This window comes from Candidatus Polarisedimenticolia bacterium, assembly GCA_036001465.1.
Taxonomy (GTDB): Bacteria; Acidobacteriota; Polarisedimenticolia; order Gp22-AA2; family Gp22-AA2; genus Gp22-AA3.
The window spans coordinates 27117-49785 of record DASYUH010000006.1 but is presented as its reverse complement, the minus strand read 5'-3'; the positions used below and the strand labels follow the sequence as shown (position 1 = coordinate 49785).

Below are 22669 nucleotides of genomic sequence, written 5' to 3'. Positions count from 1 at the left end.
TGGCCCGGCGCCCGACGCGCTACAATCCCCCCCGGGAGGATGCCACGATGAGCCTGAGCGGGAGGCTGCGGGAGCGGGCGGCGGGCGTGTGGGAGCGCGAGTTCTCGCACCCGTTCGTCCAGGGGCTTGGCGACGGCACGCTCGACGAGGCGCGCTTCCGGGCGTGGCTGCGTCAGGACTACCTGTTCTTGATCGAGTACGGACGCGTGATCGCCCTGGCCGTGGCGCGCGCGGAAGATCTCGAGAGCATGGGACGCTTCGCCGACCTGCTGCAGTCGACCCTCAAGACCGAAATGGATCTGCACCGCCGCTATGCGGGGCAGTTCGGCGTCAGCGTCGATGACCTGGAGGCCGCGGTGCCGCTGCCCCAGACCCGCGCCTACACGGATTTTCTCGTGCGCACGGCCTACGAGGGACCCCTGGCGGCGATCGTCGCCGCCCTCCTGCCGTGCGCCTGGGGCTATGCCGAAATCGCCGCCCGCCTGGCGGCCCGCCTGGAGCCGCCGGCCGGCGACCGGTATCGGGAGTGGATCCGGACCTACTCCTCCCCGGAGTTCTCCGCCTACGCCGACTGGCTGCGCGGGCTCCTCGACCTCCTGTCCGAATCCCTCTCGGGGGCGGAGGAGCGGCGGCTGGAGGAGATCTTCATGACCGCCAGCGAACACGAGGTCCGTTTCTGGGACATGGCCTGGGCGGGCGACGAGGGCCAGGCCGGGTGAGCCGGCCACGCTACTGCTGCGCCCCCTGGGGATACTGGTAGAAGGCGTTGTTCGTGTAGATGATGTCGCAATTGAAATCGGTGGTCGCCCCGCCGGGATTGCTGCCCGCGACGCCGTCCGCGCCGTGGCTCGTGATCGTGTAGACCGTTCCCGCGGAGTTCGTGTCGACGTGCCACGGATTGTTCCAGCCGTCGTTGGGCGGGACCGAGCGCAGGTAGCGCGACAGGTAGCTGCTGAGGACGGCGGCGTTGGCGTCGCTCAGGCCCCGCGGGTAGAGATTGTTGTCCACGGCGTAGGTTTCCAGGGCGGAGCCGATCGCCCGCATGTCCGCCAGCGTGCGCCCCTGCTTGGCCTTGTTCATGGCGCTCCGGAGGTTCGGGATGGCGATTGCGGCGATCAGGCCGATGATCGCGACGACGATCAGAAGCTCGATGAGGGTGAAGCCGGCCTGCATCCGCCTGGCATTCCTCGGGTTCGACGTCCGTGATTCCGGCGACCGCATGCCGTGGCTCCCTCCAGAAAACGCGCTAGTCTAGCACGCGGCCCGGTGCCATCAGGGGCCGGTGTCTCGTCCCCAATACGGAACAATCGGTCCGACCGTCTAGGAACCGCTCAGGTCCCGACGCGGCCGAGGAGAGCCGCCGGGTCGGCGTTCCCCCCACTCAGCACCACCGCCGTCGGGACGTCGGAGGTGCGGGCGACGCCCGAGAGCAGCGCCGCAACGCCGACCGCGCCGCTCCACTCCACCAGCAGGTGCTCGGTCTTCAGGAGGAACAGCGCCGCCTCCCGGATCGCGTCGTCCGGCACGGTCACGACATCCGCCACGAGGGACCGGATGATCTCGAAGGTGAGGTCGCCCGGGCGGGACGGGATCAGCCCGTCGGCGATCGATCGGGCCGAGGGCAGGGTCTGAGGCGCACCGGCCTTGAGCGACGACGACATCTTGGCGGCCCCCTCGGGCTCGACGCCGATCACCCGGATGCCGGCCCTGTGATAGGCGCAGGCCAGCGCAACCCCGGAGACCAGACCGCCGCCTCCGACGGGCACCAGGAGCGTGCCGACGTCCGGCATCTGCTCGAGGATCTCGACCCCGCAGGAGGCCTGTCCGGCGATGATCCACGGGTGGTCGAAGGGAGGCACCATGGCGAGCCCGCGCTCCTTCTGCAGCGCCTCGGCGCGCTCCTTCCTCTCCAGCGACGTGGTGCCGGCCAGGTGCACCTCGGCTCCCAGGCCACGCACGCGCTCGAGCTTCAGTGCGGGAGCGGTCTTCGGCATGACGACGACCGCGGCCGTCCCGGATCGGCGTGCGGCATGCGCCACGGCGATGGCGTGGTTGCCCGACGAATAGGTGATCACGCCGCGCCCCCTCTCGTCCGGATGAAGGCGCGCGATGAAGTTGGTCGCTCCCCGCATCTTGAAGGCGCCGCCCACCTGGAGGTTCTCGCACTTGAGCGCCACCCTGCCGCCGGCGCGCTCGGAGAGGCTCTCCGAGACGAGCAGGGGAGTGACCCGCGCATTGCGGGCGACGCGCGGGCGCGCCTCCCGCAGATCGGCGGGGGCCAGCCCTTCCTTCTCGAACCCGGCATCGGTCGTCACGAGCCGCACGCTCCTTGCTTGAGAGGGCCCCTATCTTCTCCCAGTCCCGGCCGGCCGGACAAGGCCCGGGGCGGTTTGCGGGCGGCCCCGCCCCCGATCGCGCGGCCGTGTGCCCGAGCCATGCTATTACCCGGACACACTCCCAGGCGCAGGCCCTATAATGAGGTGCATCACGCCGCGGAATCGCGGGGAGGTGGTCCCGTGTTTGCGAAGGAAGGGCTGGAGGGGGTCGTCGCAGCGCGCACCGGGCTGAGCCTGATCGACGGCGAGAAGGGCCGTCTCAGCTACCGCGGATACTCGATCCACGACCTGGCCGAGCACTCCACCTTCACGGAGGTGGTGCACCTTCTGTGGTATGGCGAGCTGCCGACCAAGGGCCAGCTCGAGCAGACGCGCCAGGACCTTTCCTCCCAGCGGGCCCTGCACCCGGACGCGCAAGATTTGCTGAGGCGTTTCGCGCGCGACGCCTCCCCCATGGACATGATGCGGACCGTCGTGTCCGCCCTGGCGGTGCACGACCCGGACGTGCACGAGTCGACGCGCGAGGCGAACCTGCGCAAGGGAATCCGGCTGACGGCGCAGCTGCCCACGATCGTCACGGCGCACGAGAGGCTGCGCAAGGGCCAGGATCCCATTCCACCGGACCCCGGCCTGGGCCACGCCGCCAACTTCCTCTACATGCTCCACGGCAGGAAGCCGGACGACCTGGGCACGCGGGCGCTGGACGTGGCGATGATCCTGCAGATGGACCACGGGCTCAACGCCTCGACCTTCGCGGCCCGGGTCACGGCGGGGACGCTGGCCGACCTGCACGCCGCGGTCACGTCCGCCATCGGCACCCTGAAGGGGCCCCTGCATGGCGGAGCCAACCACGACGTGATGGTGATGCTCCGGACCATCGGCGAAGTGGACCGGGCGGCCGAGTACGTGCGCACGGAGCTCCTGCAGAAAAAGAAGATCCCCGGTTTCGGGCACCGGGTCTACAAGACCATCGATCCGCGCGCCATCCATCTGCGCTCGTTGTCGGAGAGGCTCGGCAAGGCGCGGGGACAGGAAAAATGGTCGCAGATGTCGGTGGTGATCGAGAAGACCTGCAAGGAGCTCAAGAACCTCAATCCGAACGTCGATTTCTACGCGGCTTCGGTGTACTACCTGCTCGGCTTCGAGATGGATCTGTTCACGCCGATCTTCGCGTGCAGCCGGGCCCCGGGCTGGATCGCACACGTCATCGAGCAGCACACCGACAACCGCCTGATCCGGCCGCTCGAGGAGTACATCGGTCCCCCGGAGCGGCCGTACGTGGCTCTCGACCGGCGGGTCTGATTCCGGTACCGCCGGCCGCGACGGGGACTTGTCCGGCGCCGGAATGATGTGAGAGGATCGATCGTTCCCTGGAGGATCCCAATCCATGCCGGCGCCGACGGACTACAAGAATCAGTTCCTCAAGAAGCCGCCCAAACGTCTGGCCGTCGTCGATCAGAACAGCTGCTCCGGGTGCGCCAACTCGCCGGCCTGCGTCGCGTTCTGCGAGACCGTCACGGTCAAGGACCAGGTGGTGGACGCCATCCGCTACGTCTCGTCCCCGGACGCTCCGAACAACCTGGCGATCATCGAGTACGACAAGTGCATCGGCTGCGCGCTGTGCGCCGAGGTCTGCCCCTGGGAAGCGATCACCATGTACAACTTCGAGGAGGCCTGGGACGCGGCTCCCCAGGTGACCTACGTGCCATACAGCCCCGAGCTGGACGTGAATCCCAAGTCGAAGGAGGCGAACGCAACAGCCGTCCCTGCCGGTTAGCGTCGGTCCCGCCGGGCACGCCCGAGAGACCCTGGGCGCCCCGGCCGTTCCTGGAGGAACGTCCCGATGGATGTCGTCGCACTGCTCCTCGCGGCCGGCGAATCCGAGCGCATGGGCGCCCCCAAGGCGCTCCTCGATTGGCATGGCCAGCCACTCCTGTCGCACCAGCTGCAGCAGATTCAGAAGAGCCGCCTGAGAGAGTGCGTCGTCGTCCTGGGGAAGGACGCGGCGCGCCTCGAGAGGCTGGTGAACTCGCCGATGCGTCCGGGATGGAAGGCGCGCTCGGTGTACAACCCCCGCTACCGCGACGGCAAGTGCGCGTCGATCGAAGCCGGACTGGCGGCGCTTCCGGCCCCTCCGGACGGGATCCTGATCGCGTCGGTCGACCAGCCGCTCGACGCGCGCCTGCTCAACGCGCTCCACCGGGCGGCCGAGGCGGAGTGGGATCGGTGCGAGGCGGCCGGCAGGCGCACGATCATCGTGCCGGCCTTCCACGGGAGGCCCGGGCACCCGGTCCTGTTCTCCGCGAACCTCTTCGGCGAGCTGCTGGGAATCTGCGAAGAGACCTCCGGTCTCAAGGCGGTCGTGCGGAGACATCCGGGCCGCGTCCTGCAGCTCCCCTGGGACGACGCGGGCGTCCTGCTGAACCTGAACTCACCCGTGGACCTCGGGGCGATCGATCCCCGGCGGCAGCTGAACTGAGACAGGCTCCAGGAAGGTACGACGACCGATGGCCCGACCGTCCGGGAAGTCGAACCTGAAAAAGAGAAAAAAAACCGCGGGCTCGTTCACGCGGCGCGCCTTCCTGAAGGGGATCGGCCTCGGCTCCGGGGCCCTCGGCGCCTCACTCCTCGCGGCCGGAGCGGCGCCCGCCGTGGCGCCCCCGGCACCGAGCCCCGGAACGACCCTCGGGCCGGGGGCCTTCCCGCTCACGCTGAATGTCAATGGCCAGTCGAAAACCGTGCGCGTCGAGCCGCGCGTGACGCTCCTCGACGTCCTCCGGGACCGGATCGACCTGACCGGGACGAAGAAAATCTGCGACCGCGGCGAATGCGGCGGCTGCACCGTCCTGCTCGACGGCCGGCCCGCGTTCGCCTGCATGATGCTGGCGGTCGACGCCCGCGGCCGCGCCATCACGACCATCGAGGGGATCGCGCCCCGGGGCGGACTGCACCCGGTGCAGCAGGCGTTCATCGACAAGGATGCGCTGCAGTGCGGCTTCTGCACGCCCGGCTTCGTGGTCGCATCCAAGGCGCTCCTCGACCGGAACCCGCGGCCGAGCCTGGATCAGGTGCGTGAGGCGCTCGGAGGGCACCTCTGTCGCTGTGGCACCTACCCGCGCATCTTCGAGGCGGTGCTTGCGGCCGCGGGGCACGTCCCCGCCTCGAAGAGCTGAGGGGGGAGGCGATGGCGGTCAAACGGACGATCCGCATCGGGCCGCCCGGCAGGCCGCAGGAGGTCGAGGTCCAGCTCCCCGAGACGGAGCCGCCGATCTGGGACGCGGGAACGAGCCTGGGGGTGGTGGGCCGGCCGGTGCCGCGCCTCGACGGCGAGGCCAAGGTCACGGGGCGGGCGCGCTACACCTACGACATCAGCCTCCCCGGCCTTCTGCACGGCAGGATTCTCAGAAGCCCCCACCCGCACGCGCGCATTGTGTCGATCGACGTGTCCAAGGCCGCGAAGGCGCCGGGCGTCAAGGCGGTGGTGACGTTCGAGGCGCCCGACTTCTTCGCGGCCCTGGGCGAGACCGACGAGTCGGGGAAACCGGTCGACTCCGGCGCCGCGAAGGGCGGCGCGCCGAAGACGCGGCAGGTCCTCTTCGCCGGCGAGGAGGTCGCCGCCGTGGCGGCGACCACGCCCGAGATCGCCGAAGATGCCACACGCCTCATCGAGGTCCGCTACGAGCCCCGGCCGTTCGTCGTCCATCTCGAGGAGGCGCGGAAGCCCGGGGCGCCGAAGGTCTATCCCACGGGGAACCTGCCGCCGGCCGCCGTCCGGGAGAAGGGGAACGTCGAGGCAGGCTTCCGGGAGGCCGATGTCGTGGTCGAGGGGACGTACACGACGCCGGTCGCGCTGCACAACGCGCTGGAGACGCACGGGGCCGTGGCCCGCTGGGAGGGGGGCAGGCTCACCGTCTGGGCCTCGACCCAGGGCGTGTTCGGGTTCCGGGACGACCTGGCGAAGTTCTTCAAAATCCCGCCCGCCGACGTGCGCGTCATCAGCGAGTACCTGGGGGGCGGTTTCGGCGCCAAGTTCGGCGCCGGGGTCGTCGGCGTGGTGGCGGCGCTCCTGGCGAAGAAGGCGATGGCGCCGGTGAAGCTCATGCTCGATCGTCAGGAGGAGAACCTGGCGACCGGCAACCGTCCCGACTCGGTGCAATGGATCAAGGTCGGCGCCAGGCGGGACGGGACCCTGACCGCCATCCATCTGAGGTCGTACGGCACCGGGGGGATCGCCGGCGGCGCCGGAGTGTCGGGCCCGGTGCGCATGGCGTACGCCTGCCCGAACGTGAAGACCGAAGAGCAGGACGTCATGACGAACGCCGGCTTCGCCATGCCGTTCCGGGCCCCCGGGTTCCCGCAGGGCTCCTTCGCCCTCGAGTCGGCCCTCGACGAGGTGGCGGACCGGATCGGCGTCGACCCGCTCGAGCTCCGCCGGAAGAACCACCGGGAGCAGCAGGGGAAGGCCCTGCTGCAGGAGTACGAGGTGGCGGCCAGGGAGATCGGCTGGTCGCGCCGCGCGCCGACGCCCGCCGTCCCGGAGAAGAGCGGCGTGCGCCGCGGCTTCGGAATGGGGACTGCCGTCTGGGGGATGTACGGCGGGCCGCCCGCCGACGTGACCGTCCGGATCGGATCGGACGGCAGGGTGGAATGCGTCTGCGGCACGCAGGACATCGGCACCGGAACGCGCACGGCCATGGCGATCGTCACCGCCGAGGTCCTCGGCCTGAAGCCCGCGGAGGTGAAGGTCGTCCTCGGGGACACCGCCACCGGCATGTACTCTCCGGCCTCGGGCGGCAGCGTGACCCTGACCTCGATCCTTCCGGCGGTGCGCTCGGCGGCCGAGGGGGCCAGGGAGAAGCTCCTGCAGGCGGCCGCGCCCGGCCTGGGCGCGAAGCCGGGCGATCTGGAGCTGAAGGACGGCCGGATAGCGACCCGGGACGGGGGAAAATCGGTTGGATTCGCGCAGGCGGCGGCGCGGCTGAAATCGGCGCTGGTGTCGGCTCAGGCGTCGCGCGTGGAGAACTACCCGGGCATGGGGGGAGAATCCTGGGGGGCCCAGTTCGCCGAGGTCGAGGTGGACACCCAGACCGGGCAGGTGCGCGTCCTGAAGATCGTCGCGGCGCACGACGCCGGGCGGACGATCAACCGCCTGACCGCCGAGAGCCAGGTCAACGGCGGGGTGATCATGGGGCTGTCGGGCGCCCTGCTCGAGGCGCGCGTCATGGACCCGAACACCGGCCACGTCATGAACGCCAACCTCGGCGACTACAAGATCGCCGGCACCCGGGAGATGCCGGAGATCGTGCCGATCATGGTGGACGCTTACGACATCGCCAACAACGTGGGCGTCAAGGGGCTGGGAGAGCCGCCGATCGTTCCGACCGCGGGGGCGATCGCCAACGCGGTCAGCAACGCCCTGGGGGTCCGGGTGCGCGACCTGCCGATCACCCCGGCCCGCGTCCTGACGCTCCTGGGAAGAGCCCCGAAGGCCTGAGAGAGGACGGAAAGGAAGCCCATGCGTCCGTTCGCCTACGTCGATCCCGCCTCGCTCGCCGCGGCGTCCGGAATCCTGGCCGACCGGAAGGCGCGCGCCATGCCGATCGCCGGCGGCGTCGACCTGCTCGGCGAGCTGAAGGACCATCTCGTCGAGCCCGAGACGCTCGTCAACCTCAAGGCGATCCGCGAGCTGGATTACGTCCGCTTCGATTCCGACGGCACGCTGCGCCTCGGGGCGCTGGCCACCCTGACGGAGGTCGGCGAGAACGAGCGCGTGCGGCGCGAATTCCCGGGCGTGGCCCAGGCCGCCCTGAGCGTCGGCTCGGTCGAGATCCGAAACGTCGGCACGGTCGGCGGCAACCTGTGCCAGAGGCCGCGCTGCTGGTACTACCGATCCGCCCTCCACACATGCCTGAAGAAGGGGGGGGACGTGTGCTTCACGATCCAGGGGGACAGCCGCTACCACGCGATCCTCGGGGGAGGGCCGTCGTTCATCGTGCACCCCTCCGACTTGGCGCCGGCGCTCATCGCCTGCGACGCGCGCATCATCGTGGTCGGCGTCGCCGGCAGGACCGAGGTGCCGCTCGAGAAGTTCTACGTCCTGCCGAGCGTGCGTCTGGATCACGAGACGATCCTCGCCCCGGGGGAGATCGTGACGGAGGTGGTGGTGCCCCCTCCACTGGCCGCCGCCTCCGGCGCGCGCGGCCTCTTTCTCAAGTTCAGGGAGAAGGAGTCGTTCGATTTCGCCCTGGTGAGCGTCGCGGCCACCCTCAAGATGGACGGCGCGACCTGCACCGCGGCCCGCATCGTCCTGGGGGGCGTGGCGCCGGTGCCGTGGCGATCCGCGGAGGCCGAGAAGGCCGTGACGGGGAAGCCGATCGACCTCCCCACGGCCGCGCAGGCGGCCGAGGCGGCGCTCGCCGGCGCCTCTCCCATGCCGCACAACGGCTACAAGGTGCCGCTGGCGAAGGCCCTCGTTCAGAGGGCGATCCTCGAGCTGTCGGGCCGCGGCCGCGAGCCCGGGCCGGCATGAGCCGGGCCCCGGAAGACAGGCTCCCCGCCGAGGGGCTGCCGGGGCTCTGCCGGCACCTGCGCACCAAGCGCTACTACTACGGCTCGACCGACGAGGTGCTCGAGGTCGCCGAGCTGTCGACGACCGCCCAGTTCTGGTGCCTGCGGACGATGCGCGTCGTCGGCCCCGACGAGGGGTACGTCACGGTCGTATCGTGCCGCGCCGGCCGATCCTGCTGCGAGCCCCCGGAGGCCTGACCCCCGATCACCAATCCGTATCCCGGGTCCGTGGCACGCTGATTTCGCTCGACGGAGCGGCGGCTCGCGGTATATTTCCGGGCTCCATCATATGTATACGCCGCGCCGCGAGCCGTTCCGGTGGTCCCTGTTCGCCCTCGTCCTGTCCCTTGGACTGACCCTCCCCGCGGGCGGCCAGCAGCCGTCCGCCCCCGGCATCCCGACCGGACGGGTCCTGGTGCGCTCCGGAGATCCCGCCCCCGCGTCCGCCCGGTTCGGGAGCGCGTACGACAGCATCGCCGTGGCGCCCGATGGCCTGGCGTTCATCGATCGGGGGCGTACCGCCCTCTTCCTCAAGGGACCACAGGGCGTCCGGACCCTCGCCTTCAGCGGACAGGAGGTGGCCGGAGGGGCGCGGCTGGCCGGTTTGTCGCGAGTGGCCGCCGGCGGCGACGGGACCCTGGCCTTCCTGGCGGGCCTGCCCGACTCCCGCCAGGGAATCTACCGGATCGGTCCGGACCGCTCGGCCCCCGAGGAAGTGGTCGTCACCGGAGCCACCCTCGACCTGGGAGAGGGGGAGCTGACCATCGCGTCCCTCTATGAGCCCGCGGTGGACGGCGAGGGGGCCGTGGTGGCGGGGCTGCAGCTCTTCGACGGATCGATGGCGGTGGTCCGATACGGTCGCTCGTCGGCGCCGGAGATCGTTCTGAAGACGGGGGACCCGATAGGAGAGGAGGTGTTCTGGTCGCTGCTGGCCGCACCGGCGGTCAATGCGACGGGCCGGATCGCGGTTTCCGCGGGCCTCGAATCGGGCGGCACGGCGGTGCTCGCCATCCCGCCGGGCGGGCAGCCGGCCGTCCTGTTCCTCCTTCCGGTTCCCCTCACCTCGCAATCGCCGTTCGTCGCCTTCGCCTCGCCCGCCGTCGGTGACGGCGGGCAGATCGCCTTCTTCTTCGTCGACCGCGGGCAGATGCGGCTCCGTCAATTCGAGAACGGCTTCGGATTCAACGTCGCGGGGCCGGGAACGCCGGCCCCGGGCGGAGGAACGTTTTCGGAAATCACCGACGTCCAGCCTGGCTTCGACGCGCTCGGCCGGGTGTTCTTCGGCGCCCTGCGCTCGAATGGCCGCCGGGGGTTCTACCTGGCGGGCACCTCGCTCACGCGGCTCGCGGAAACCGGCATGGCGGCCGGGGACGCGGGGGTCCTGGATCGGATCGAGGTGCGGCAGCCGCTCGAGGCCGCGGCCCTGGATGCGGCCGGGACGCTCCACTTCGCCGCCGAGGGGACGTCGGCCGGCGGCCTGTTCCGCGCCACGGGGCAGGAGATCGGCCTCGAAGTGCGGTCCGGCGATCCGATCGAGGGGGCGCGCTTCGCCTCCTTCATCGACACCCGCGTCCCGTTCATGGGAGGAGGCCCGGCGCTGGCGCCCGGCGGCCTGATGATCTTCGACGCGCGCCTAACGGGAGGATCGCGCGGCCTGTTCGCGCGCGACCGTGACGGGCGCATCGTCCCCGTCGCCCTGGACGGGGACGACGCCCCGGGCGGCGGCCGTTTCGACGGCGAGCGCTTCGCCTTCCATACGATCAACGCCTCGGGGACCTTCGCATTCCTCGGTTCGATCGTGGGTGGACCGGCGTCGCCGACCTACTCGCTGTTCTACGGCGGTCTCGACGGCGACCCGATCCGGAAGGTGATCGACACGCAGCCGACGATCGCCCCCGGAGGCAGCGCGGGGGACCGGGTCGAGGCGGTGCCGTCCCGGGTCAACGGCCCCGGGCAGATCGCCGTCACGATCCGGGAGCCGGACGGCACCTCGGTTCTCATGGCTTACGACGGAGTGAGCCTCTCCCGCGTCGCGGGGCCGGGGGACACGGCACCCGGGGGCGACGCCTTCACGTCGACGTTCACCGGGTCGCTGTTCACCGGACAGCCGATTGCGCCCGTCCTGGGGGACGACGGAACCGTGCTCTTCGGAGCCCAGACCCAGGGCGGCGATTCCGCGCTCTTCTCGGCGCGCCTCGCGCCGGGGGCCGGCGGACCGCCCGAGCGCGTGCTCGGTCTCGGCGACGAGGTCGAGGGAGGGCGCCTGTCCCCCTTCGAGCTGCAGGCCTTCGACCGGGAGGCCTCCGGCCGGCTCGCCTTCCAGTCGATCTTCAGCGAGGAGTTCGATTTCGCCGACTTCCTGCGCGATCTGGGGCCGGCCGGCAGGTTCGCGGCGCGCTTCGATCCCATCCTCGATCTCGGCTTCGTGCTGCTGGTGTCGCCGCAGCTGGTGTTCACAGGGGACGGCGGCCTGGCATACGGAGTCAGCCTGTTCGACGGAAAAGAGGCGGTCCTCCTCCGTCACCCGGATGCCGGCCCGGATCCGATCGTGCTGGCGGCCACCGACCTGGCGTCCCCTGATGGCGGCGTCTACGTCTCGTTCCAGCCCGGACGGCGAAGCCCTCCGCGTCTCGGGACGGACGGACACGGCGGTCTCGCTTTGGCGGCTTCGACCACCGCAGGGCCCGAGGCGATCATCCAGTTCGGGAATTCCAACTCTCCCCCCGTCGCCGACGCCGGCCCCGGCCAGGTCGTCGAGTGCGCCCGCCCGTCCGGCGCCGACGTCATCCTCGACGGCCGTGCCTCGTCCGATCCGGAAGGGGACACGCTGCGTTATCACTGGTCGGGACCGTTCGGGCAGATCGAGGGGGCCCAGCCGACCGTGCCCCTGCCGCTCGGCGCATCGACCGTGACCCTGGTGGTGGACGACGGGGAGGTCGTCTCCGAGCCGGATGCCGTGCAGATCGTCGTGCGCGACACACGGCCGCCCCAGATCGCCGCCCTCGCCGCCTCCGGATTGCTCTGGCCCCCGGACGGGCGGCTCGTCGACGTGTCGTTCTCCGTCGCCGCCTCGGACCTGTGCGACCCCGCTCCGCAGATTGCGCTTCTGGAGGTCGCGAGCAGCGAGCCTTCCGGGGGCCGGCCCGGGTTGCAGTTCACCGGGGCCGCGATCGGAATCGACGATCGGCAGGTCGGGCTGCGCGCCGATCGATCGGGCACCGGCCCGGGACGCACCTACCTCGTCACGTACGGGGCCCTCGACCATTCCGGCAACCTCGCCACGGCGGCAGCGGCCGTCTTCGTCCCCCACGACCGCGGGCGCTAGTCGGAAGTCCGCTCCGGCAGCCAGTCCGAGCATTGGGCCGGGCTCCTCCCGCCACGATCTGCTAGACTCCCCCGCCAGCGCCGCCGGCCGGGGACGTTCCCGTCCGTTCCCGAAGCCGATCGAGCCTCGGCGGCGCGCCGCGGACGCGCCACAACCATGCAGCGCACCCATCTCCTGGCCCTCTGCCTGGCAGCCGCGGGCACCCTCGTCGCGCCGGGCGGCTCCGTCCTCGGCAGAGAGCCGGAGCGGGACTCGCTGCCTCTGGGCTTCAGCAGCCCCGCCTGGGACGAGGAGCGATCGATCGAGAAGCAGTTCGTGTCGCACCTCGATCGCAGCCGCATCTCCCGCACGCACCAGGAGCTGACCAAAGAGCCGCACCGCGCCGGCACCGAAGGATCGCGGCGCATCGCCCTGTTCATCAGGCAGGAAGCGGAGAAGGCCGGTTTCAAGCCGGAGGTCACCCCCTACCTGTTCTATGGATCTCATCCGGGGACCCGGTCGATTGCCCTGACGGCGCCGATCAGAAAACCCCTGTCGCTGGCGGAGGACGTCGTCCCCGGCGATCCGTTCGCGCAGCGCACCGGGGACCACCTGGCGTTCTGCGCCTACAGCGGATCGGGCACCGCGGAAGGGGAGGTGGTGTACGCCGGCCAGGGAACGGTGGCCGAATTCCGCGCCCTCGAGGAGCGCGGCATCGATCTCAAGGGGCGCATCGTCCTGATGCGCTACTTCGGCGAAGGGGAGGGGCGCAAGGTCCTGCGGGCCCAGGAGAAGGGGGCCGTGGGAGCGATCCTCTACGCCGATCCCCAGGAGGACGGCTTCATCCACGGGCCGGTCTATCCGCAGGGCGGCTGGCGCCCGCCCGGATCGATCATGCGGCGCACGCTCGTCGACACGCCCTACGAGGGGGATCCACTGAGCCCGGGGTGGGCGTCCGTCCCGGGGGCGAAGCGCCTCGATCCGAAGAAGGTCGAGGGGCTGCCGAGGATCCCGGTGCTGCCGATCTCCTATCGCGACGCGGCGCTGATCCTCACGCACCTGGAAGGCCCCGAGGCGCCGGGGCGGATGCAGGGAGGGCTGAGGAAACGGCCGGGAGGGGCCGCTGCGGCCGGCGCGCCGCGTGACGTCACGCTGGTCGAGTCCTATCGCCTCGGCCCTGGTCCGGCGAGAGTCAGGCTGTCGGTCGAGATGCAGCGGCGGACCGATACCATCCGCAACGTCCTGGTGCGCATCCCGGGGAAGGAGGAGCCCGACTCGTGGGTGATCCTGGGGAACCATCATGACGCCTGGATCTACGGCGCCGGGGATCCGTCCAGCGGAACGGCGGCTCTCCTCGAAATCCTGCGCTCGTTCGGCAGGATGCAGGGGCTCGGCTGGCAGCCGCGCCGCACGATCGTCGTCGCGTTCTGGGACGCCGAGGAGATGAACCTGGGGGGATCGACCGAGTGGGCGGAGGCGAATGCCGAGGTCCTGAGGCGCAAGGGGGCGGCGGTGATCAACATGGACTCCGCCGTGTTCAACGGCGAGCGGCCGCTGTACGTCGGGGCCAGCCCCTGCCTGCACCGGCTGTTCCGGGAGACCGCGGCGGACGTTCCCGGGCCCACGGGAAAGGGGAGCCTGTTCGACGAGTGGGTCCGGCTGCAGAACAAGCTCCGCGGGGTCCCCTCGGTGGATGCCTTCGAGATCGGCGGGACGGCGGAGAAGCCGCTCGTGGAGCCGCAGATCGACGACGTGCCGCTGGGGGACGACCAGACGCCGTTCGTGGAGTTCCTGGCGCTGCCGGGCAGCGACATGTACTACGGCGCCGACTACGGCATGTATCACTCGCTGTATGAGAACCGGCACTGGATGACGACGGTCGTCGATCCGCAGTTCCGGCTGCACCGCATGATGGCGGAATTCCAGGGGCGCCTCGGCCTGCGGCTCGCGATGGCCCCGGTCCTGCCGCTCGATCCGGACGGCACGGCGGCGGCCTGGGGCCGGGCGTTCGAGGACCTGGAAGAGCGGGCCGGAGAGCGCCACGCCTCGCCCAAGCTCCTGCGGCCGGTGGAGCGTGCGCTCAGGCGCTTCCGCGACGCGGCCGAATCGTTCGCCCGCGAGCGCGACGAGATCCTGACCGTCCAGGACTGGCCGCTTCGCCCCCTCCCCGAGCGGCTCGCCGCCGTCAACCGCGAGGTGTCCGAGGCGGAGAAGGCCTTTTTTTCCGAGAACGGGCTGCCGGGCCATCCGTGGTACAGGGGCCTCTGGGTGGCGCCGCCGCGCCCCGTCCCCGGGCTCACCGAGGCGCGCCTCCCGGGCCTGCGCTGGCCGTTGGAGCTGGACCAGGAGGGGACCCTCCTGAGGCAGGTGGACCTCTACACCCAGGCTCTCGACGAGGCGACCGCCCACCTGCACCGGGCCGAGGGGCTGCTGTCGATCACCGCCACGCCCGATGCTCGGACAGGCCTCTAGCCCCCCGCCACGGCCGGAATGATGATCACCTCGTCGCCGTCGGTGACCGGGGTGGTGGATCCCTCGAGCAGGCGGACATCGCTGTCGTTGACGTAGATGTTGACGAAACGGCGGATCTCCCCCTTCGGTCCGCGCAGCTTGCCGCGCAGGCCTTCGTAGCGGGTTTCGAGCCCGTCGAGGATGTCGCCGAGCGTGGCGCCGTCGAGCTGGACCGATTCGTCGCCGCCGGTCTGGCGGCGCAGGACCGAAGGAATTCTCACCTGCACTGGCATGAAGGTCTCCCGTTGCGGCCGGACGTCACAACGTCCGGATCGATGAAAGGGGCGCCGCGGGGGCGGAGCGCCCGGATGAAGGGAACGCGCCGGTGGCGACGCTCCCGGAACGATCGGCCGCCGTGGCCGCCAGAACCCCCTCGAAGGCCTCGAGCCTCGGCTCGATGACCGGGTAGGCGGGGGCGGTCGCGGCGAGCGCGTCGGTCGTTTTCAGTCCATTGCCGGTGATCACCAGGACGATCGGCTCGTGTCGCTCTATGCGGCCGCTCGCGATCAGCTTTCGCGCCGCGGCGACGGTCACACCGCCGGCCGTCTCCGCGAAGATCCCCTCGGTCCCGGCCAGCAGGCGGATGCCTTCGACGATCTCGTCGTCGGTGACGTCCTCCGCCCAGCCGCCGCTCTCCCTGATGGCGCGCGCCGCGTAATAGCCGTCCGCCGGATTGCCGATGGCAAGGCTCCGGGCGATGGTGCGCGCCTTCACCGGGCGGATCTCGCCGGTGCCGTCCTGGACGGCCGCGACGATCGGGTTGCAGCCCCGCGCCTGCGCGCCGTACAGCCTGGTCGGGCCGTCGTCGATGATGTCGAGGAGCCGAAGCTCGTCGAACGCCTTGCCGATCTTGGTCAGCAGCGATCCCCCCGCCATGCAGCAGACCAGGCTGGCGGGGAGCTTCCAGCCGAGCTGCTCGGCGATCTCGTACCCGACGGTCTTGGAGCCCTCGCCGTAGAAGGGACGCAGGTTGACGTTGACGATTCCCCAGCCGAAGCGGTCGGCGATCTGGCTGCACAGCCGGTTGACCTGATCGTAGTCCCCCCGCACGCCGACCAGGCGGGCGCCGTAGACCGTGGTGCCGAGGATCTTCGCGGCCTCCAGGTCCTCGGGCACCAGGATGCAGGTCTCGAAGCCGTGGCGCACCCCCTGGGAGGCGACGGCGTTCGCCAGGTTGCCGGTCGAGGCGCAGCCGACGGTGGTCATGCCGAACTCGCGCGCCTTGGTCAAGGCGACCGACACGACCCTGTCCTTGAACGACAGGGTGGGGAAGTTCACCGCGTCGTTCTTGACGTACAGCTCGTCGACCCCCAGGGTCCGCGCCAGCCGATCGGCCCGGACGAGCGGCGTGCAGCCGACTTCAAGGCCGAGTATGTCCCCGCCGTCGACCGGAAGGAGCTCGCGGTAGCGCCACATCGAGCGGGCCCGCCCGGCGATCGCGTCCGGACCGAAGGAGCGGCGCAGGGCCGCGTAGTCGTACGTCACCTCGAGCGGGCCGAAGCACTCCTCACAGATGGCCCGGGGGGCCACCGGAAACTCGGCGCCGCACTCCCTGCACTTCAGGCTCTTGACGTAGCTCATGCGCTGATCTCGTCGAAGGCGGCGGCCGCCCGGCGCATGTCGTCGGCCGTCGTCAGGATCCCGGCGCTCAGGCGCACCGTTCCCTGTGGGAAGGTGCCGAGATGCCTGTGGGCGTACGGGGCGCAGTGCAGGCCGGGGCGCACGGCGATGTCGAACTGCTCGTCCAGGATGGCGCCCACTTCGGCGGGGGCGAAGGCCGGCAGGTTGACGCTCACGAGACCGACCCGGCCGTCGCCGTTGCGATCGGCCAGGACGCGATCGGCGCCGTACCAGGCCAGCTTACCGGGCCGCTGAAGTGCCTCGAGGAAAACCCTGATCAGGCCGCGCTCGTGCGCCAGGACGGTCTCGACGCCGCGCTCCAGGAGGAGCCGCACCCCTTCGCGCAGCCCGGCGATGCCGAAGACGTTCGGCGTCCCCCCTTCGAGGCGGTGCGGGAACTCCTCGGGCTGCACCGGGCGGGTCGAGTCTCCTCCCGTGCCCCCTTCCCGCCAGGTACGGACCTCGGCGCGCTCGCCGACCACGAGCCCGCCGGTCCCGGTCGGCCCGAGCAGCCCCTTGTGTCCCGTGAACGCCAGGAGGTCGATGCCGTCCCGCTCGCAGTCGATCGGCACGACTCCGGCGCTCTGCGCCGCGTCGACCAGGAGCAGCGCGCCGTGCTGGCGGGCGATCCGGCCGATGGCGGCGATCGGCTGGATCGTGCCGGTGACGTTCGAGGCCTGGGTCAGCGCCACCAGCCGGGTGTTCGGCCGGAAGGCCCGGGCGATCTCGTCCGGGTCGATCAGGTGGTCGGAGGTCGCGGGCACGCGCGTGAGGGCGATGACGCCGTCCTGCTCGAGGCGGTTGAGCGGCCGCGACACGGAGTTGTGCTCGAGGACCGAGGTGATGGCGTGGTCGCCCGGACGCACCACCCCCTTGATCGCCATGTTCAGCCCGTCGGTGGCGTTATGGCCGAAGACGATCCGCTCGGGGCGGGGGACGCCGAGGAGGCGGGCCAGGAGCCGCCGCGTGTCGTTGATCATCCCCTCGGCCTCGACGGCGCGCCGGTGGCCGCCCCGTCCCGGGTTGGCCCCGGAGGCGCGCACGAACTCCTCCATGCCCCGGTAGACCGGCTCGGGCTTGGGAAACGACGTGGCGGCGTTGTCGAGATAGATCATGGCGGCTCCGGCTTCAGGTGCCCACGTAGCGGGCATACAGGGACTTGGCCACCGCCGGGTCGGTCGTGCCGCTGATGATGGCGCGGCCGTCGGCAAAGACCGTCAGGCGGCAGGCGTCGATATCGGCGCGCAGCAGGAAGCGATTCTTCTCGACCGTGCCGACGTGGCCGAGACGCTTCGCGACTTCGTCCAGGTCGAGCCGCAGCCCGTCCTTCCTGCGGATCTGCACGGCGTTCCTGCCGCACAGGGTGGCCGTGTCCGATCCGAGCGAGCCCTCGAGATAGGGGAACTCGCGACGGCCGCAGCACGGGCAGTCGGGGTTGCGCGGCGGCAGGTCGATCTGGCTCAGGCGCCCCTCCCAGACGTCGGTGACCGACATCTTCCGGGTCACGCGATCGCGCCGGCCGGCCAGGATCTTGAGCGCCTCCGCCGCCTGGAGCGATGCCACCAGTCCGACGATGGGCCCGAGGACGCCGGCGGTGTCGCAGGTGGGGGAGAGGCCCGGGGGCGGCGCGGTCTCGAACACGCAGCGCAGGCACGCCGTCTCTCCGGGAAGGATCGGGAAGGTCAGGCCGTACGATCCCACGCAGGCGCCGTACACCCAGGGGATCGAGGTCTTGACGCAGTAGTCGTTGAGCAGGAAGCGGGCGTCGAAATTGTCGGTGGCGTCGAGCACCAGGTCGAAGCCGTCGAGCAGGCGGCCGATCGACGCGGCGTTCAGGTCCTCGACCAGGCCCTCGACCTGGACCAGGGAATTGGTCGCCCGGAGCTTCTTCTCGGCTGCCACCGCCTTGGGGAGGAGCGACTTCACGTCCTCTTCGTCGAAGAGGATCTGCCTTTGTAGATTGCTTTCCTCGACGAAGTCGCGGTCGATGACGCGCAGCGTGCCGACGCCGGCGCGGACCAGGAGCGACGCCTGCACCGTCCCCAGGGCGCCGCAGCCGACCAGGACCGCGCGCGACGCCATCAGGCGGGCCTGCCCCTCGCGCCCGATCTCCTCGAACAGCACCTGGCGGGAGTAGCGCGCCGGCACGTCGACCGCCGGCTGCTCCCTCCCGTCCTTCGTTCCGGATGTCACGCTGCGTCTCCTGCCGCTGAAATAGAAAAACCTCTTCGAGACGACGTCGAAGAGGTTCGGGGGAACGACTCCTTCGCCTTCCGTCTCTCATCTGCCGAGGCTGATGAGCCCCGCAGGAGTTGGCACCGGGGTTCCCGTACCGGGATCGGTTGCCGTGGGATCGTCGGGCCTGTCCCTCCCCCACTCTGGATAAGATGGAAGTGCTGGATTGTATTTTTTAGTGCGCGGCCGCCCTCCTCGAAGATGAAGACCCTGGAAAATTACCACGCGTTCCGGAACCTGTCAACCTGCGTCGCGCGGCGCGGAACGCGGGCGGCCCCTGGCGTTGCGCATGGTGAATCAGGGTGGGCGCCGGGCTCCGATCCTTGATCGGCTTTCCGACCGGTCGGTAAGTCTGTTATACTCCGCGTCCGTTCTGGGGTCACGCCCCTGATGACGACTCCGGCGCAGGCGGGAAAGATGACGTTGCACCATATGGCACTCGGGATGCAGAGTGGCCCGAAAGCTGTTGACGCCGTGCAGTTTGCCCCGTATATCAACCGGCACGTATGACGTAGGGGGATCTTCGTGTCACACCGAATCACCATCTTCGACACGACCTTGCGGGACGGCGAGCAGTCGCCCGGCTGCAGCATGAACCTGGAGGAAAAAATCCGGATGGCCCGCCAGCTCGACGCCCTCGGGGTGGACGTCATCGAGGCGGGGTTCCCGATGGCGTCCGAGGACGACTATCGTGCGGTGCACGCCGTGGCCAGGGAGGTCCGGCGCCCGGTGATCGCCGCGCTGGCGCGCACCACGCGGGACGACGTGGAGCGCGCCTGGCGGGCCATCGAGCCTGCGGCGCGCCCGCGCCTTCACACCTTCATCGCCACCTCCGATCTGCACATGCAGCACAAGCTCAGGAAGTCGCGCGCCGAGGTCCTCGACATGGCGGGGGAGGCGGTGCGCCTGGCGAAATCGTTCACGCCCGACGTCGAGTTCTCCGCGGAGGACGCGACACGCAGCGACCCGGGCTTCCTGTGCGAGGTCGTCGAGACGGCAATCGGGGCCGGTGCGACGACGATCAACGTCCCCGACACGGTCGGCTACACCACGCCGACCGAGTTCCAGACGATCATCCGCGCCCTCCGCGAGAAGGTCCGCGGCATCGAGCGGGCGGTCCTGTCGGTGCACTGCCACAACGACCTCGGGCTGGCGGTCGCCAACTCGCTCGCCGCGGTCGAGGCCGGCGCGCGGCAGGTCGAGTGCACGGTCAACGGCATCGGCGAGCGGGCGGGGAACGCCTCCCTGGAAGAGCTCGTGATGGCCCTGTATGTCAGGCGCGACATCCTGCCGTTCACCACCGGGATCGCGACCACCGAGATATACAAGTCGAGCCAGCTGCTGTCGAGCATCACCGGCGTCCACGTGCAGGCCAACAAGGCGGTGGTGGGCAAGAACGCCTTCGCCCACGAGGCGGGGATCCACCAGGACGGGGTCCTGAAGGAGCGGCGGACCTACGAGATCATGACGCCCGAGTCGGTCGGCATCAAGACCAACCGGCTGGTGCTGGGCAAGCATTCCGGCCGCCACGCGCTCGGACGGAAGCTCGCCGATCTGGGCTACCCGCTGTCGCGCCCCGACCTGGATCGCGCCTACGCGCGCTTCATCGAGATCGCCGACCAGAAGAAGGAGATCTTCGACGAGGACCTGATCGCCATCGTGCACGACGGCATGAAGGACGTCCCGGAGGTGTTCCGGCTGAAGATGCTGCAGGCGACGGCCGGCAGCCAGAAGCCGTCCACCGCGACCGTCATCCTGGAGACCGAGGGGCGCGAGAAGGTGGCCTGCGCCGTCGGCGACGGTCCGGTGGCGGCGGCCTACACCGCGATCGATCAGATCATCGGCTGCCGCGGCCGCCTGCTCGACTATTCGATCCGGGCCGTCTCGCGCGGGCGCGACGCCATCGGCGAGGTGTCGGTGCACGTGGACTTCAGCGGCCGCTCGTTCACCGGCAAGGCCGCCTCGACCGACGTGGTCGATGCGAGCGCCCGGGCCTACCTGCACGCGGTCAACAAGGCGCAGCGCCTGGCGCGCGCCCTGGACGCGGCCGAGGTCTCTCCCGTACTGCCGCGCGTGGCCGGGGTGCCGGCCGATCGCGCCCAGGTGGCGGGGGCCCGGGAGGACGAGAAGGAGGAGACGGTGGGCGGCCCCCTGCGGGTCGCCGACTCGGAAGGCCGTATTCGACTGATTCACCTCGTATAGCGCAGGCCGGTCCGGCCTCAGGATCAGTCGGACCGCGACACCTGCGCTTTACTTTTTTGGACTCCGGCCCGCGGTTCTTTCTGCCGCCGGTGGGGGAGGCCACGACGGGCCCGTCCCGTGGTGGCCGCCGGCGGCAGGAACGACCGCGGCGCGGAGGGAGAGAAGGGGCCATGAGAGGCAGGGCGCACGTCCATTCGAGGGCCGGCATCACGAGCGACGAGATCGTCCCGCTCCGCTGCCAGAACACCGATGACCCCGGCGAGCTGGGGAAGCACGCCCTCGTCGGGATCGACGCCGGGTTCCCGCAGCGCGTCTGCCGGGGAGACATCCTGGTGGCAGGCTCGGACTTCGGCTGCGGGTCGGCGCGCGAGCACGCGGTCTGGGCGCTGCGGGGCGCGGGGATCGCGGCGGTCGTGGCGCGCTCGTTCTCCCGCGCCTTCTTCCGCAACGCCCTGAACAACGGCTTTCTCGTCCTGGAGTGCCCGGCGGCCGTCGAGCGCACCGTAACCGGGGATCTCCTCGAGATCGACCTCCAGAACAGCGCGGTGAGGAACCTGACGACGGGGGAGGCGTTCAGGTTCGTGCCGTTCACCCCGTTCGCCATGGAGGTTCTGGAGGCGGGCGGCCTCCTGCCTTACGTCCTGAGACAGACGACGGGGGCGTCGAGTGCCTGAGAAGACGCGCGGACGCGTCGTCCTTCTGCCGGGCGACGGCATCGGCCCGGAGGTCGTGGCCGAGGCGGCGCAGGTGCTGCAGGCTGTGGCGCGGCGCTCCGGGCTGGCCCTGGAGCTCGTGGAGCACCCGGCCGGCGGGGCGGCGATCGATCGGGCGGGGGAGCCGCTGCCCCAGGCGACGCTGAGCGCCGCGCGCGGCGCCGACGCGGTGCTCCTGGGGGCCGTCGGGAGCCCGGCCTACGACGGGCTTCCCCGGGAGAAGCGGCCCGAGCAGGCGCTTCTGGGGCTCAGGAAGGGGCTCGGGGTGTTCGCGAACCTGCGCCCGGTGCGGCTGCATCAGGCCCTGGAGGAGGCGTCGCCGCTTCGGGCCGAGATCGTGCGCGGCACGGACATCCTGATCGTGCGCGAGCTGACCGGCGGGCTCTACTTCGGCTCGCCGCGCGGCATCGAGGGTCAGGGAGACGCCCGGCGGGCGCGGAACACGATGGCCTACTCGGCCGGGGAGATCCGGCGCATCGCCAGGGTGGCGTTTCTGGCGGCCCGCGCGCGACGGAAGAAGGTGACCTCGGTGGACAAGGCGAACATCCTGGAGGTCTCGCAGCTCTGGCGCGAGGTGGTGGTGGAGACGTCGCGGGAATTCCCCGACGTGCGGCTCGAGCACCTGTTCGTGGACAACGCCGCCATGCAGCTCGTCGCCCGGCCGCGGGACTTCGACGTGATCCTGACCGAAAACCTGTTCGGGGACATCCTGAGCGACGAGGCCGCCATGCTGGCCGGAAGCATCGGGATGCTGCCGTCGGCGAGCCTGGGCGACGGGCCCGGCCTGTACGAGCCGGTCCACGGGTCGGCCCCCGACATCGCCGGGCGCGGCGTGGCGAACCCGCTCGCCGCGATCCTGTCCGTGGCGATGCTCCTGCGCCACTCGTTCGGTCGCGAGGCGGACGCCGGGCGGATCGAGACGGAGGTCGCCCGCGTCCTTCAGGAGGGGGCGCGCACCGCCGACCTGGCACGCCCTGGCGAGACCGTGCTGTCGACGAGCGCCATGGGGGAGAGGGTCCGGCGAGCCCTCGAGACCGCGCCCGCCGCCGGAGGGACACGATGAGGCCGGACGGCTCGAAGACGGCCGGAGGGACGGTGGTGCCGATGAAAGACCGGATCGAGGCGCGCGTGTCGGCCGAGGCGGCACCGCGCGCGGTCGGGACGCCGGCGCCGCAGCGCGC

The 22669-nt window shown here is 70.7% G+C and carries 19 protein-coding genes and 1 riboswitch; of the genes, 13 read left to right on the top strand and 6 right to left on the bottom strand.

Features of this window, described 5'->3' with window-relative positions; genetic code table 11:
- Positions 1–47: 47 nt before the first annotated feature.
- The gene (tenA, locus tag VGV60_01010; protein HEV8699832.1) at positions 48–719 is read left to right on the top strand and encodes a thiaminase II; all 672 of its coding nucleotides are present in this window, start codon (positions 48–50) and stop codon (positions 717–719) included.
- A 10-nt stretch (positions 720–729) separates the two neighbouring features.
- Here the strand turns inward: tenA and VGV60_01005 are convergent, their stop codons facing one another.
- Positions 730–1221 (bottom strand): type II secretion system protein GspG, encoded by a 492-nt coding sequence (locus VGV60_01005; GenBank protein HEV8699831.1) that lies wholly within the window; start codon positions 1219–1221, stop codon positions 730–732.
- Between the two features lie 110 nt (positions 1222–1331).
- Positions 1332–2315, bottom strand: coding sequence for a threonine/serine dehydratase (locus tag VGV60_01000; GenBank protein ID HEV8699830.1), 984 nt, complete (start codon positions 2313–2315; stop codon positions 1332–1334).
- A gap of 201 nt (positions 2316–2516) precedes the next feature.
- Between VGV60_01000 and VGV60_00995 the strand changes: the two genes are divergently transcribed.
- From VGV60_00995 to VGV60_00955, 9 genes are all read left to right on the top strand, one after another.
- The gene (locus tag VGV60_00995; protein ID HEV8699829.1) at positions 2517–3638 is read left to right on the top strand and encodes a citrate synthase; all 1122 of its coding nucleotides are present in this window, start codon (positions 2517–2519) and stop codon (positions 3636–3638) included.
- Between the two features lie 85 nt (positions 3639–3723).
- Complete coding sequence (locus tag VGV60_00990) at positions 3724–4113, top strand: 4Fe-4S dicluster-binding protein (protein ID HEV8699828.1); 390 nt, start codon at positions 3724–3726, stop codon at positions 4111–4113.
- 66 nt (positions 4114–4179) lie between these two features.
- Complete coding sequence (locus VGV60_00985) at positions 4180–4815, top strand: nucleotidyltransferase family protein (GenBank protein HEV8699827.1); 636 nt, start codon at positions 4180–4182, stop codon at positions 4813–4815.
- Between the two features lie 28 nt (positions 4816–4843).
- A complete protein-coding gene (locus tag VGV60_00980; GenBank protein ID HEV8699826.1) occupies positions 4844–5509 on the top strand; it encodes a (2Fe-2S)-binding protein in 666 nt (221 codons plus the stop codon).
- Positions 5510–5520: 11 nt separating this feature from the next.
- On the top strand, positions 5521–7830 hold the full coding sequence (locus VGV60_00975) for a xanthine dehydrogenase family protein molybdopterin-binding subunit (GenBank protein HEV8699825.1): 2310 nt from the start codon (positions 5521–5523) through the stop codon (positions 7828–7830).
- 21 nt (positions 7831–7851) lie between these two features.
- Positions 7852–8865, top strand: a complete 1014-nt coding sequence (locus VGV60_00970; GenBank protein HEV8699824.1) for a xanthine dehydrogenase family protein subunit M — start codon at positions 7852–7854, stop codon at positions 8863–8865.
- Entirely contained in the window at positions 8862–9101 is a 240-nt protein-coding gene (locus VGV60_00965; GenBank protein ID HEV8699823.1) for a hypothetical protein, read from the top strand. The genes VGV60_00970 and VGV60_00965 overlap by 4 nt, the downstream gene beginning before the upstream one ends.
- A gap of 91 nt (positions 9102–9192) precedes the next feature.
- Positions 9193–12228 (top strand): hypothetical protein, encoded by a 3036-nt coding sequence (locus VGV60_00960; GenBank protein ID HEV8699822.1) that lies wholly within the window; start codon positions 9193–9195, stop codon positions 12226–12228.
- 156 nt (positions 12229–12384) lie between these two features.
- The gene (locus VGV60_00955; protein HEV8699821.1) at positions 12385–14679 is read left to right on the top strand and encodes a M28 family peptidase; all 2295 of its coding nucleotides are present in this window, start codon (positions 12385–12387) and stop codon (positions 14677–14679) included.
- On the opposite strand, the gene VGV60_00950 is transcribed toward VGV60_00955, so the two are convergent.
- The 4 genes from VGV60_00950 to VGV60_00935 are packed head-to-tail and all read right to left on the bottom strand — an operon-like array spanning position 14676 to position 18531.
- A complete protein-coding gene (locus VGV60_00950) occupies positions 14676–14951 on the bottom strand; it encodes a MoaD/ThiS family protein (GenBank protein ID HEV8699820.1) in 276 nt (91 codons plus the stop codon). The two genes, VGV60_00955 and VGV60_00950, sit on opposite strands and share 4 nt — an antisense overlap.
- A 25-nt stretch (positions 14952–14976) precedes the next feature.
- On the bottom strand, positions 14977–16299 hold the full coding sequence (thrC, locus tag VGV60_00945; GenBank protein ID HEV8699819.1) for a threonine synthase: 1323 nt from the start codon (positions 16297–16299) through the stop codon (positions 14977–14979).
- Positions 16296–17453, bottom strand: a complete 1158-nt coding sequence (locus tag VGV60_00940) for an aminotransferase class V-fold PLP-dependent enzyme (protein ID HEV8699818.1) — start codon at positions 17451–17453, stop codon at positions 16296–16298. Before VGV60_00940 ends, thrC begins: the two co-directional genes overlap by 4 nt.
- Positions 17454–17466: 13 nt before the next feature.
- Complete coding sequence (locus VGV60_00935) at positions 17467–18531, bottom strand: ThiF family adenylyltransferase (GenBank protein HEV8699817.1); 1065 nt, start codon at positions 18529–18531, stop codon at positions 17467–17469.
- Positions 18532–18615: 84 nt separating this feature from the next.
- A riboswitch (SAM riboswitch) is annotated at positions 18616–18727 on the bottom strand.
- Between the two features lie 371 nt (positions 18728–19098).
- On the opposite strand from VGV60_00935, the gene VGV60_00930 reads away from it, so the two are divergent.
- The 3 genes from VGV60_00930 (at position 19099) to leuB (ending at position 22551) form a co-directional block, all read left to right on the top strand.
- A complete protein-coding gene (locus tag VGV60_00930; GenBank protein ID HEV8699816.1) occupies positions 19099–20775 on the top strand; it encodes a 2-isopropylmalate synthase in 1677 nt (558 codons plus the stop codon).
- A 170-nt stretch (positions 20776–20945) separates the two neighbouring features.
- Complete coding sequence (locus tag VGV60_00925) at positions 20946–21449, top strand: 3-isopropylmalate dehydratase (protein ID HEV8699815.1); 504 nt, start codon at positions 20946–20948, stop codon at positions 21447–21449.
- On the top strand, positions 21442–22551 hold the full coding sequence (gene leuB, locus VGV60_00920) for a 3-isopropylmalate dehydrogenase (protein HEV8699814.1): 1110 nt from the start codon (positions 21442–21444) through the stop codon (positions 22549–22551). The genes VGV60_00925 and leuB overlap by 8 nt, the downstream gene beginning before the upstream one ends.
- Positions 22552–22669: the final 118 nt, after the last annotated feature.

Excerpts from the sequence above, each read along its gene's own strand:
- VGV60_00925 (HEV8699815.1), top strand. The coding sequence starts at position 20,946 with ATGAGAGGCAGGGCGCACGTCCATTCGAGGGCCGGCATCACGAGCGAC.
- VGV60_00975 (HEV8699825.1), top strand. The coding sequence starts at position 5,521 with ATGGCGGTCAAACGGACGATCCGCATCGGGCCGCCCGGCAGGCCGCAG.
- VGV60_00990 (HEV8699828.1), top strand. The coding sequence starts at position 3,724 with ATGCCGGCGCCGACGGACTACAAGAATCAGTTCCTCAAGAAGCCGCCC.
- VGV60_01005 (HEV8699831.1), bottom strand. The coding sequence starts at position 1,221 with ATGCGGTCGCCGGAATCACGGACGTCGAACCCGAGGAATGCCAGGCGG.
- VGV60_00960 (HEV8699822.1), top strand. The coding sequence starts at position 9,193 with ATGTATACGCCGCGCCGCGAGCCGTTCCGGTGGTCCCTGTTCGCCCTC.
- VGV60_00980 (HEV8699826.1), top strand. The coding sequence starts at position 4,844 with ATGGCCCGACCGTCCGGGAAGTCGAACCTGAAAAAGAGAAAAAAAACC.
- VGV60_00985 (HEV8699827.1), top strand. The coding sequence starts at position 4,180 with ATGGATGTCGTCGCACTGCTCCTCGCGGCCGGCGAATCCGAGCGCATG.
- thrC (HEV8699819.1), bottom strand. The coding sequence starts at position 16,299 with ATGAGCTACGTCAAGAGCCTGAAGTGCAGGGAGTGCGGCGCCGAGTTT.
- VGV60_00955 (HEV8699821.1), top strand. The coding sequence starts at position 12,385 with ATGCAGCGCACCCATCTCCTGGCCCTCTGCCTGGCAGCCGCGGGCACC.
- VGV60_00940 (HEV8699818.1), bottom strand. The coding sequence starts at position 17,453 with ATGATCTATCTCGACAACGCCGCCACGTCGTTTCCCAAGCCCGAGCCG.
- VGV60_00950 (HEV8699820.1), bottom strand. The coding sequence starts at position 14,951 with ATGCCAGTGCAGGTGAGAATTCCTTCGGTCCTGCGCCGCCAGACCGGC.
- VGV60_00965 (HEV8699823.1), top strand. The coding sequence starts at position 8,862 with ATGAGCCGGGCCCCGGAAGACAGGCTCCCCGCCGAGGGGCTGCCGGGG.
- tenA (HEV8699832.1), top strand. The coding sequence starts at position 48 with ATGAGCCTGAGCGGGAGGCTGCGGGAGCGGGCGGCGGGCGTGTGGGAG.
- VGV60_00970 (HEV8699824.1), top strand. The coding sequence starts at position 7,852 with ATGCGTCCGTTCGCCTACGTCGATCCCGCCTCGCTCGCCGCGGCGTCC.